The following is an 11,348-nucleotide window of genomic DNA, read 5'->3' on the forward strand; positions in this document are numbered from 1 at the left end:
CGGGCGGGCAGGCCGGACCGGACGGCTTCTTCGACCGCCTCAACCCCGACATGTGCGTCGTCACGGCGGCCGCGGACGGCGAGCGGTCCGGCTGCCTGGTCGGCTTCGCCTCCCAGTGCTCCCTCCGGCCGGCCCGGTTCGCCGTCTGGCTGTCCAAGGCCAATCGCACCTACCGGGTCGCCCGGGCGGCGCAGTGCCTCGCCGTGCACCTGCTCACCCGCGAGCAGCGGGACCTCGCGGAGCTGTTCGGCGGCCGGACCGGCGACGAGGTCGACAAGTTCGCGCTGGTCGACTGGGCGGAGGCGCACGGCGGCGCCGCCGTGCTGCAGGACGCGGCGGCCTGGTTCGTCGGCTCCGTCCTCCACCGCACCGACGGCGGCGACCACGTCGGCTTCGTGCTCGACCCGGTCCAGTGGGGCGGGGGACGCGAGGGTCCGCTGCTGCGGCTCTCCGACGCCCTCACCATCGAGGCCGGCCACCCGGCGTGACGGCAGCGCCCCCGGCCGCTGCCGGCCCGTCAGGCGTCCGCGGCGCCCGCCGCGTCGTGCACGTCCTCCACCGGCATCCGGATGTCCAGCACGCACACGTCGTCCCGGCGTTCGTCCGCCAGCATCGTGGCGAGCAGGGCGTCCAGGCTGCCGGACCCGCCGCCGCCGTGGGCGCGCACCGCCTCGGCCAGCCGGTCGAACCCCGCGTCGATGCCCTCGCCGGTGCGCTCCACCAGGCCGTCGGTGTAGAGGAGCAGCCGGTCACCGGGCTCCAGGCGCAGCTCCGCCGACTCGTAGACGGGGGTGGCGGTCGCGCCGAGGAGCATGCCGCCGGGCCGGTCGAGGTAGCGCACCTCGCCCCGGCGGACCAGCAGCGGCGGCGGGTGCCCGGCCTGCGCCCAGGCCAGCACGTGCCGGTGCGGGTCGTAGCGGGCCAGGACCATGGTGGCGGTGGTCTGACCGTCGCGGGAGTGCAGCAGCAGCCGGTTCAGCCGCGCCAGCGCCCCGGTCAGCGAGGATCCGGTGCTGACCATGCCCTTCGCGGTGAACCTGAGCTGGGCCATGGTGGCCACGGCGCCGATGCCGTGGCCCGCGACGTCACCGACCACGAACAGCGCGTCGGAGTCCGGCAGTTCGATGGCGCTGAACCAGTCGCCGCCGACGTGGATGCCGGCCTGTGCGGGCAGGTAGGCGACCTCGACGCGCAGCCCGGCCAGCTGCACCGGTTTGCTGGGCAGCGGCAGCAGGGCGTGCTGCAGCCGGGCCGCCAGGGCCCGCTCGGCCTGCAGGATGCCCCGCTGCAGCAGCATCGCCCGCTCGCTCTCCACCAGCGCCAGCTCCGCGCTGCGCTGCGCGGTGAGGTCCTGCACGAAGCCGTGCACCTCGACCGCGGTGCCGTCGGCCGCCGTGACGGCCTCCGCGACCATCCGCAGGTGCCGGACGCCCGTGGGCGTCTCGACGCGGAACGGCACATCGAACGGGCGGGCGTGGCGGACCAGCCCGGTGATCGCCCGGGCCAGCGGCCCCGCGTCCTCCGGCAGCGCCAGGTCGGGCAGCCCCTCCAGCCGGACCGGCCCCTGCCCGGGGCCGAGGCCCAGCACGGCGTACGTCTGCGCGGCCCAGGAGATCTCCTGGGTGATCAGGTTCCAGTTGGCCCAGCCGAGGTTGCCGAGCCGCTGCACGTCGGACAGGCGCTGCTCCTGCCGGTCCGCCCCGTCGTGGCGCAGCCAGCTCACCAGCAGGCCCTCGCCCAGCCGGGCCGCCCGCACCGAGTAGGTCGCGGTCGTCGGCACCTCGCCGACCACGTCCTGGTAGGCGAACGGCTCGCCCTCGAACGGCAGGCCGGTCTCCAGCGCCTGCAGGTAGCCCTGCCACAGCGGCTCCCCGGCGACCGACGGGTAGCTCTCCAGCACGTGCTTGCCGACCATGCCCCGGCCGGTGCGGCCGAACACGTCCACGGCTTCCGGGGTGGCGGCGTCGATGCGGTAGTCCACCACCTCGCCGGAGGCGCCCCGCAGCGGGGTCAGCAGGATCACCGCGCCCGGCAGCGCGTCGAGCACCGTCTGCACGGTCCGGCAGACGCCGTCGGCCGCACGCTCCTGCGGGCCGTCGAAGGCCCGCAGCCGGCCCGCGCAGAGCCGGGCCACCGCGCGCAGCAGCTCCCGCTCGCGGGGCGTGAACGGCTCGCCGCGCCCGCGCAGCACGCCGAGGGCGACGCTCGCGGCCTCCCCGGCGGGCAGCGGCAGCCAGGCCCGGGTGAGCCAGCGCTCCGGGGGGTCGCCGATCAGCAGGCGCCGGGTGCGGTCGGCGGCGAGGTCCTCCAGCCAGCAGGGTTCGCCCGACCGGAGGACGTCCAGTGCGGCCACGCCGCTGACCGGTGGCACCTGACGCCACTGGGCGGCGAGGGTGGCGTCGATGCCGGCGTGCCCGATCAGCATGAGGCCGCCCTCGGGCAGCCGCCCGTACAGCAGCACCGCGTCGGCGCCGGCCTCGGGCGCCAGGTGCTCCAGCAGGGTCGCGGCCAGCTCCTGCGGTGAGCCGACCCCGACCAGTTCCCGGCCGACGTGCCCCAGCACCTCCGCGAGGTCCGCGGCCCCGGCGGGCGGGGCCGTCCGGCCGCCTGCGGCGCCCGGGGCCGCCGTGGCGGGGGAGTGCTCGCTGGGCGGGAGGGCGCCCAGGGTGAGCCAGCACTGTTCCAGGAGGGTGCGGTTGCCCTGCTTGGCGCGCTGCACCAGTTCCTCGTGCGCGGCGTCCGGGGCGCAGCCGGCGACGGCCATGAGCACGCCCTTGGCCCGCTCCAGGACGGCGGTGGTCGCGGCCAGGTCGCGCAGCCGTTCGATCTCGGCGCGCTGCCGGGCCACGACCTTCGCCAGCGCCGCGAGATCGGCGCCGGTGCCGGGGTCCACGGGAGGCACGGGCTCGCTCGTCACGCGTCGAGCATGGCACACCGGGACCCGTTCGATCACTCGTCTGCCGGGTCCGGCTCCCCTCGATGCCCGTGGCCGGGCGGACGGGGCGGACGAAGACGTTCCGTTCGGCTGCCCGCCCCGGCCGCCCGCCGACGCGGCGGCGCGGTCCCGTGGGCGCTGTGCAGGGGACGGGGGCGGGCCCGGGCCGGCCGGGCCGCGGAGGGACGGCGGCGGAGGGCGCGCGCCGCTCGCCGGGGCGGTGACGTGCGGAGAAGGACCGCCGAGCCGGCGAGGCGGGCGGGGGCGGGGACGCTCGCCCCGCGGCGAGGCGGGCAGGCACGGATGTGCGGCCCTGCGGCGAGGCGGGGCGGGGGGGGAGCGCCCGGTCCTGCGGGGAGGCGGGCGGCCGGCGCGCCCGCGCCGCGGCCGGCCCGGTGTCCGGGGCCGGGAGGATCCGTTCGAAGCAGGCCTCGTTCCGGATCAGCCCGGGGCGGCAGCATCCCGTCCGAGGCGAACCCCGGCGCCCGTCAGCGCATCGCGCGCCGCCGGCATGCGGTCCGGGGGGCGCGGCGGCGACGACCGTCCGCCGAGCCCGCCGCGCGCGGTGACGGCGGTGAGCAGCACCTGGCCGCCGCCGCCGAACACCGCCCCGCGACGCCCCGGGCGGTCAGCGGCCCGTGCTGCGGCCGGCCAGCGCCTCGCTCACCACACGGACGCTGCGGGCGATGTGCTGGAGCTGCAGCACCTCGGCCGCGTACATCTTGATGGTGTGTTCGATCACCGACTCCGGCAGCCCGAGCACCGGCAGTTCGGCCCGCGCGGTCTGCAGGGCGGTCCGCGCGACCCGGATCTCCTGCTGCACCTGGATCTGCGCGTGCCGGGCGAGGAGCACGGGATGCCGGATGAGCGCCGGATAGCTGGCGTACCGCGCGGGGATCAGCTCGCGCAGCCACTTGGCGGCTGAGCGCTCCCAGTCGTACGAACCCGGCGTCTTGACCTGACAGGGCCAGTCGGGGCTGATGCGCGTGCTGGTCAAAGGCATGATCATCGCTTCCGGTGTGCGGCGTCGTGGGGATGTCGACGGGTTCGGGGCGGCCCCGGCCTAGGGGATGGCCGGGGCCGCCCCGGGCGCGCCGCGCAGGCGACGGGCCCCGGAGCACCCCGTGCGCCGCCGTGGGTACGGGACGGCGGCGGGGGGTGTCCGTGCGGGACCCCGGGCGACGGGGACCGGCGCTGCGTGGCGGCTTGCGTGCGCATGGACGGTCCGTCGGCTTTCTCGGGGCGGGGTGCGAGTGGTGGGTCCGCGGTGCGGACCGTGCCGGAGGGGGCCGGGCGCGGTCCCTGAGCAGTATTTATATATGCCGACTCGTTTGCAAGACGTATGAAAAAATTCATGCACCCTCTGGGGTGGATCGTCCCCGTCTGCGGGGGTGGGGCACCGCAGGATCTTCACGGCCGGTCCACGGGCGCGGAGGGATCCACCGCCGGTGACGCACCTCGCCGGGAGGCCGGTCAATCCCTCAGGAAGAACTGGTGCTGGTCCGAGAGCTGCTCGTACTTCTCCAGCCGGGCCTGGGTGCGCTCCGGATCGGCGTCGGTCATGGCCTGCAGCAGCGCGGCGGCCAGCACCCCGGGCGCGGCGTAGGAGTCGAACACCAGCCGGGAACCGGTGCCCGTAGCGAAGACGACGTCGGCCTCGTCGGCCAGCGGTCCGAGCGCCAGGTCGGTCACCAGGGCGACCTGCAGACCGGCGTCGCGCGCCACCCGGACGGCGTGCAGCGTCTCCTGGGAGTGCCGGGGCATGGCGAAGGCCAGCACCCAGGTGCCGCCCGCCTCGCGGGACTGCAGCAGCGCGTCGTAGGCCACGCTGCCGCCCCGGGTCACCAGCCGGACGTCCGGGTGGATACGGCGGGCGGCGTAGCCGAAGTACTCGGCGAGCGAGACCGAGATGCGCAGGCCGAGCACGGTCAGCGGGGTGGAGCGGGACAGCTCGCGGCCGACGTGGATCACCCGGTCGGGGTCGGCGAAGTCGCGCCGCAGGTTCTCCAGGTTCTGGATCTCCGCGTCGACGGCCGCCTGCAGCTCGTTGGCCCGGTCCTCCTCGCCGGGGCCGCCCGCGAGGCTGCTCAGCGCGATCGACTGCAGCCGCTCCCGCAGCGCGGGGTACCCGCTGAAGCCGACCGCGGCGGCGAAGCGGGTGACGGAGGGCTGGCTGACCCCGACCCGGTCCGCCAGCTCGGTGATCGACAGGAACGCCGCCTCGGTGATGTGCTCGATCAGGTACTGGGCGATGCGCCGCTGGCCCGGCGACAGACGGGGGCCGTCGAAGAGTTCCCGCAGCCGGGAGGTCGGGGCGGCCTCGCCCTCGGGCGCGGTCCTGCCCGACGTGATCGCTGATGCCTGTGCGCGGGCCTGCTGCGGCGAGGGCACCGGTCGGCCTCCTTTGTCTGCCACGAGCACTCAACATAGCTCACCGGCCGCGGTGACCAGCGGGTTGAGCGGCGGGCTCAGCGCCGGAACAGACTGATCGAATGACCGACCTCGCCGACCGGCCGGCTGCCGTCGATCAGCGCGGCGAGCCGCCCGCGCGCCTTGGCGGCCGCGGAGTCCGACACCGCCAGCAGCCCGTGCACCCGCTCCGGGGGCGCCGTCAGCGGATCGGCGGCGCGGATGCCGTAGTACGACGGCACGCCGCTGCCCTTGTACACCAGCCACACCCGCTCGCCCGGGTACCGCTCCCGGAGCCGGTCCGCGAGCCGGCCCAGGTCCTGCCCCCAGTCCACGTTGGAGTCGTGCAGCAGCCGGTGCGTGTGCGCGGGGCCGCCGAACGCCTCGTTCGCGTACGGCAGGTAGTACGGGAACGTCCGCAGCGAACTGACCGCCGCGAACAGCACCAGCGCCCCGGTCGCCGGCCCGCTCCACCGCGGCCGCAGCGCGAGCGCGCACGGCGCCGCCACCGCGAGGAACACGGGCACGAACAGCGCGTACCGGGTGCCGAAGTCGCGCGAGCCCGCCATCGCCGCCGCCAGCAGCGCCGCCGGCGGCACCAGCAGGTACGGCGCCGCGGGCCGCAGCCGCCGCACCGCCAGGAGCGCCGCGGCGCCGGCCGCCCCCAGGGCGAGCAGCCCGAGCGGCGTCTTCACCAGCAGGGCGGCCGGCAGGTAGTACCAGAGGGAGCCCGTGTAGAGGCGTCCGAACAGGTAGCCCTGCCAGGGGTAGTCCTCCAGGCCGAACTGGAGCCGCATCCCGGCCCGGTACGCCTCGGGCACCGGCAGGAGGTCCACCAGTCGCCCGCGCAGCCCGTGCACCACCGGCACCGGCTCGGCGGGCACGAACCGCAGACGCGGATCGACGGCCAGATACGCCGCCCACACCACCGCCAGGGCCGCCACCGCCACGACCGCGGCGCCCGCGAGCGCCTGCGCCGACCTGCGCCGCCGACCGCCCCCGAGCCCGGGGAAGGCCGCACGGGCGGACAGCGCCCCCAGCGCCATCAGCACCGGCACCGCCGGCAGCGCGCTCATCTTCGTCGCGACGGCCGCCCCCAGCGCCGCCCCGGCGAGCGGCAGGCACAGCACCGGCCGCCGCCGGGCCCGCCACACCAGCCAGACCGACGTCAGCACGAAGCCGGCCGCCGGCACGTCCAGCGTGGCCAGCGCACCGTGCGCGACCAGATCGGGGGAGAACGAGTACAGGGCGAGCGCCACCAGCCCGCCCACCGGGCCCGCCACCTCACGGGCGAACGCGAACACGGCCAGCCCGCACAGCAGGGTCAGCGCGATCACGGGCAGTCTGGCCCACAGCATCACCCGCCAGGGGTCGTTGCCGGACTCGTACAGCAGGTGCCGGCCCACGTCCCCCTGGGTGCCGGGGTACGCGGGGTCGTAGCGCGGGTGCACCACCGCCACCCCGGCGGCGATCAGCAGCTTCCCCAGCGGCGGATGCTCGGGGTTGTAGCGCAGCCGGTGTTCGCGCAGGTAGTCGGCGGCGGTGGCGACGTACACCGGCTCGTCGATGGTGGGCGTCTGCTGGACGGCCGTGGTGACCATCGCCGCGGCCATCTGCGCCAGCAGCAGCACGACCAGGAGCGGCAGCAGACGGCGCCGGTGCCGGCGCAGCCGGGCGCACGGGCCGGCGGGCGCCGGCCGTGCCGGTCCCGGGACGGGAGCCTCGGGTGTGAGGACCAGGTGCCGTTCGCTCGCCATCATCCGCCCCGCTGCGGCACCCGCCCCGCGGCGGGTGCGGCCGGGGCCGGACCCTGGCCCCGGCCGCCCTGCCGAACCCGCCGCCGCGGGCGCCACCGCCGCACACGCCGTACCGGCAGACCCTCTGCCGTGCACACTCGTACGGCCCGCGGCCGTCCGCGGTTCACCTGCGCCCACGACGGCCGCCGGCGCGGTCCGGGCAGCCCGGACCCGGACCCGGCGCCCGGCACGGCCCCGCCCGGCACGCACCCGGCACCGGCCTCGACGGCCCGGCCGCCGTGCGCGGTGACCCGTGCGGCGGCGCACGCGGCGCCCCGGACCGGGCCCCGGCGGCGCGGCGTCAGCGCTTCGGGGGCAGCGCGGAGGCCGGCACCACCAGGTCCGCCCGCTCCCGCGTCGCCGCGACCAGGTCGGCGTTGCGCTGGTCCGTGCCCAGCACCCACGCCTCCGCCGCCGTGCGCTCCTTGCCGAACTGCTCGTGCCGGGCGACCAGCCGGCGGATCCGCTCGTCCTCGGGGACCTCGCAGAACCACACCTCGTCCAGGCAGCACCGCACCCGCGCCCACGAACCCTCCCGCAGCAGCAGGTAGTTGCCCTCGGTCACCACCAGCCGGGCCGACGGCGGCACCGGGATCGCCCCCGCGAGCGGCTGCTCCAGCACCCGCTCGAAGCCCGGCGCGTACACCACCTCGTCGCGCTCCTCGCGCAGGCGACGCAGCAGCGCCGCGTACCCGCCGGCGTCGAAGGTGTCCGGGGCGCCCTTGCGGTCCCGGCGGCCCAGCCGGTCCAACTCGGCGTCGGCGAGATGGAATCCGTCCATGGGCACATGCACCGCCCAGGGCGGCCCGTCCCCGTTCAGGGCGTCCACCAGGCGCTCGGCGAGCGTCGTCTTGCCCGCTCCCGGGCTGCCCGCGATGCCGAGCAGGGCACGCCCGCCCTCCCGGGCCAGGGCACGGGCGCGGACGAGGAGGTCGTCGAAGGTCGAAGGCACGGAAAGCTCGGAAAGCTCGGAAGGCACGGAAGGCACGGAAGGCTCGGAAGGCACGCAGAACAGTGTGTCATCGCCCGCCGGACGAGCGTGTGGTGTGCGCCACCCACTGGAGCGCCCCCGACGGGGAACAGGTTCGGGTATGACTCAGCTCGGTCTGCCCGACACCATCCAGGCCTGTCTCTTCGACCTCGACGGGGTCGTCACCAAGACGGCCGTCGTGCACGCGGCGGCCTGGAAGGAGACGTTCGACGCGCTCCTGCGCGACTACGAGGGCGAGCAGGGACGGCCGTTCGACTCCGGCGCCGACTACGACGAGTACGTCGACGGCCGCCCCCGCGCCGACGGCGTCCGCGCCTTCCTCGCCTCACGCGGCATCCACCTGCCCGAGGGGACCCCCGACGACCCGCCCGACGCCCGCACCGTCCACGGCGTCGGCAACCGCAAGAACGAGCTGCTGCTGGAGAAGATCCGCACCGGCGGAGTGGAGGCCTACGAGGGCACCCTGCGGTATCTGGAGGCGGTGCGCGCCCAGGGGCTGCGCACCGCGATCGTCTCCTCCAGCGCCAACTGCCGGGACGTGCTGCGCTCCGTCGGAGCCGAGCACTTCTTCGACGTGCGCATCGACGGCGTGGTCGCCGCCGAGCGGGACCTGCCGGGCAAACCCCACCCCGACACCTTCCTCGCCGCCGCCCGCGACCTCGGCGTCGAAGCGTCCCGGGCGGCCGTCTTCGAGGACGCCCTGGCCGGGATGGACGCCGGCCGCGCGGGCGGTTTCGGGTACGTCGTCGGCGTGGACCGGGTGGGCCAGGCCGACGCGCTGTACGCGCACGGGGCCGACACCGTCGTCGGCGACCTCGCGGAACTGGGAGGCAAGCAGTGATCACCGACCGCTCGTACGCCGTCGAGCCGTGGACCGTCCGGGAGACCGCCCTCGACCTCGACGTCCTCGCCCAGAGCGAGTCGGTGTTCGCCCTGTCCAACGGGCACGTCGGCTGGCGCGGCAACCTCGACGAGGGGGAGCCGCACGGCCTGCCCGGCAGCTACCTCAACGGCGTCCACGAGGTGCACCCCCTGCCGTACGCCGAGGCCGGGTACGGCTATCCGGAGTCCGGGCAGACGGCCATCAACGTCACCAACGGCAAGGTCGTGCGCCTGCTGGTGGACGACGAGCCGTTCGACCTGCGCTACGGCCGGCTCGTCGCCCACGAACGCGTCCTGGACCTGCGCCGCGGGGTGCTGGAGCGGACCTGCGAGTGGACCTCCCCGGCCGGTTCCACGGTCCGGGTGCGCTCCACCCGGCTGGTGTCGCTGACCCAGCGGGCGGTGGCCGCCGTCGCGTACGAGGTGGAGGCCGTCGACAGCCGCAGCCGCGTCGTCATCCAGTCCGAGCTGGTCGCCAACGAGAGCCTGCCCCAGCCCGACGGCGACCCGCGCGCGGCGAAGGCCCTGAAGTCGCCGCTGGAGCAGGAGGACGGCTTCGCCTCCGGCAACCGGCTGCGGCTGGTGCACCGCACCCGGCACAGCGGCCTCCGGGTCGCCGTGGCCGCCGACCACGTCGTCACCGGCCCCGAACACACCACCTGCCACAGCGAGAGCGGCATCGACGTCGCCCGGCTGACCGTCACCTCCGTCCTGGAGCCCGGGCAGACGCTGCGGGTGGAGAAGCTGGTCGCCCACGGCTGGTCCGGCGCCCGGTCGCTGCCCGCGATGGCCGACCAGGTCGACGCCGCGCTCGCCGCCGCCGGGCACGACGGCTGGCCGGGCCTGCTCGCCGACCAGCGGGACTGCCTGGACGACTTCTGGGCCCGCGCCGACGTCGAGGTGGAGGGCGACGAGGAGATCCAGCAGGCCGTCCGGTTCGCGCTGTTCCACGTCCTCCAGGCGGGGGCCCGCGCCGAACAGCGCGCGATCCCGGCGAAGGGACTGACCGGCTCCGGCTACGACGGGCACGCCTTCTGGGACACCGAGATGTTCGTGCTGCCCGTGCTCACCCACACCGCGCCCAAGGCCGTGGCGGAGGCGCTGCGCTGGCGGTACAACACCCTGGACGAGGCCCGCGAACGCGCCGCCCAGCTCGGCCTCGCCGGCGCCGCGTTCCCGTGGCGGACCATCGCCGGGCCGGAGGGCTCCGCGTACTGGCCGGCCGGCACCGCCGCCTTCCACGTCAACGCCGGCATAGCCGACGCCGTCGTCCGGTACGTCGAGGCGACCGGCGACACCGCCTTCGAGCGGGAGACCGGCGTGGAACTGCTGGTGGAGACGGCCCGGCTGTGGCGGTCGCTGGGCCACCACGACCGGCACGGCGTGTTCCACCTCGACGGCGTCACCGGCCCCGACGAGTACAGCGCGGTCGTCGACGACAACACGTACACCAACCTGATGGCCCGGCAGAACCTGCGCGCCGCGGCCGACGCCGTCGAACGCCACCCGCGCGAGGCGCGGCGGCTCGGTGTGGACGAGGAGGAGAGCGCGGCCTGGCGGGACGCGGCCGACGCCATGCACATCCCGTACAACGAGGAGCTGGGCGTCCACGAGCAGCACGCCGGGTTCACCCGCTACCAGCGGTGGGACTTCGCACGCACCCGCCCCGACCAGTACCCGCTGATGCTCCACTTCCCCTACTTCGACCTCTACCGCAAACAGGTCGTCAAGCAGGCGGACCTGGTGCTCGCCATGTACACCTGCGGCGACTACTTCGAGCAGGATCACGACGAGGAGCAGATCGCCCGCAACTTCGCCTACTACGAGCCGCTGACCGTCCGCGACTCCTCGCTGTCCGCCTGCTGCCAGGCCGTCATCGCCGCCCAGGCCGGACACCTGGACCTCGCCTACGCGTACACCACCGAGGCCGCCTTCATGGACCTGCGGGACCTGGAGCACAACACCCGCGACGGGCTGCACATCGCCTCCCTCGCCGGCACCTGGATGGCGCTGGTGGCCGGCTTCGGGGGGATGCGCCGCGACGGCGACCGGCTGCGGTTCGCGCCCCGCCTGCCCGAGCGGCTGCGCCGCCTCGCCTTCCACCTCCAGTTCCGCGGGCGCCGGCTGCGCGTGGACATCGGCGCCGACAAGGCGACGTACTCGCTGCTGGACGGGCCCCCGCTGACGATCCGCCACCACGGGGAGCCGCTGACCGTCAGCACCGACGAACCGGCCGTGCGCCTGCTCAACGAGGGCCTCGACATCATCGAGCAGGCCTTCGCCGGCGTCTGACCGCGCGACCGGCGCCGGACCCCGCACAGCCGAGCGAGTGGTC

Annotated in this window: 8 protein-coding genes; 3 read left to right on the plus strand and 5 right to left on the minus strand. The window is 75.6% G+C overall.

Annotation, left to right across the window (positions count from 1 at the left end):
- Positions 1–50: 50 nt before the first annotated feature.
- Positions 51–488: a flavin reductase family protein gene (locus ABZ261_RS21985; protein WP_356861646.1), complete on the plus strand. Its 438-nt coding sequence runs from the start codon at positions 51–53 to the stop codon at positions 486–488.
- A 29-nt stretch (positions 489–517) separates the two neighbouring features.
- On the opposite strand, the gene ABZ261_RS21990 is transcribed toward ABZ261_RS21985, so the two are convergent.
- The 5 genes from ABZ261_RS21990 to ABZ261_RS22010 all read right to left on the minus strand — a co-directional run bounded on the left by ABZ261_RS21990 (position 518) and on the right by ABZ261_RS22010 (position 8,092).
- The gene (locus ABZ261_RS21990; RefSeq protein ID WP_356861648.1) at positions 518–2,893 is read right to left on the minus strand and encodes a SpoIIE family protein phosphatase; all 2,376 of its coding nucleotides are present in this window, start codon (positions 2,891–2,893) and stop codon (positions 518–520) included.
- Positions 2,894–3,563: 670 nt separating this feature from the next.
- A complete protein-coding gene (locus tag ABZ261_RS21995; protein ID WP_356861632.1) occupies positions 3,564–3,944 on the minus strand; it encodes a hypothetical protein in 381 nt (126 codons plus the stop codon).
- Positions 3,945–4,408: 464 nt separating this feature from the next.
- The gene (locus ABZ261_RS22000; protein ID WP_356861634.1) at positions 4,409–5,326 is read right to left on the minus strand and encodes a MurR/RpiR family transcriptional regulator; all 918 of its coding nucleotides are present in this window, start codon (positions 5,324–5,326) and stop codon (positions 4,409–4,411) included.
- A 77-nt stretch (positions 5,327–5,403) separates the two neighbouring features.
- Complete coding sequence (locus ABZ261_RS22005) at positions 5,404–7,104, minus strand: phospholipid carrier-dependent glycosyltransferase (protein ID WP_356861636.1); 1,701 nt, start codon at positions 7,102–7,104, stop codon at positions 5,404–5,406.
- A 337-nt stretch (positions 7,105–7,441) separates the two neighbouring features.
- Positions 7,442–8,092, minus strand: coding sequence for a nucleoside/nucleotide kinase family protein (locus tag ABZ261_RS22010; protein WP_356861638.1), 651 nt, complete (start codon positions 8,090–8,092; stop codon positions 7,442–7,444).
- 139 nt (positions 8,093–8,231) lie between these two features.
- Here ABZ261_RS22010 and ABZ261_RS22015 point away from each other — a divergent pair, with 139 nt between their 5' ends.
- Together ABZ261_RS22015 and ABZ261_RS22020 are read left to right on the plus strand one after the other, a co-directional pair.
- On the plus strand, positions 8,232–8,972 hold the full coding sequence (locus ABZ261_RS22015) for a beta-phosphoglucomutase family hydrolase (RefSeq protein ID WP_356861640.1): 741 nt from the start codon (positions 8,232–8,234) through the stop codon (positions 8,970–8,972).
- Positions 8,969–11,305 carry a glycosyl hydrolase family 65 protein gene (locus ABZ261_RS22020; protein WP_356861642.1) on the plus strand — a complete coding sequence of 779 codons (2,337 nt, stop codon included), beginning with the start codon at positions 8,969–8,971 and terminating at the stop codon, positions 11,303–11,305. The genes ABZ261_RS22015 and ABZ261_RS22020 overlap by 4 nt, the downstream gene beginning before the upstream one ends.
- Positions 11,306–11,348 lie beyond the last annotated feature (43 nt).

The organism is Streptomyces sp. NPDC006193, assembly GCF_040613915.1.
GTDB lineage: Bacteria > Actinomycetota > Actinomycetes > Streptomycetales > Streptomycetaceae > Streptomyces.

What these genes read in the sequence shown, in the direction of transcription:
- ABZ261_RS21985 (WP_356861646.1), top strand. Translation starts at nt 51, where the DNA reads ATGTGCGTCGTCACGGCGGCCGCGGACGGCGAGCGGTCCGGCTGCCTG.
- ABZ261_RS21995 (WP_356861632.1), bottom strand. Translation starts at nt 3,944, where the DNA reads ATGATCATGCCTTTGACCAGCACGCGCATCAGCCCCGACTGGCCCTGT.
- ABZ261_RS22005 (WP_356861636.1), bottom strand. Translation starts at nt 7,104, where the DNA reads ATGATGGCGAGCGAACGGCACCTGGTCCTCACACCCGAGGCTCCCGTC.
- ABZ261_RS22015 (WP_356861640.1), top strand. Translation starts at nt 8,232, where the DNA reads ATGACTCAGCTCGGTCTGCCCGACACCATCCAGGCCTGTCTCTTCGAC.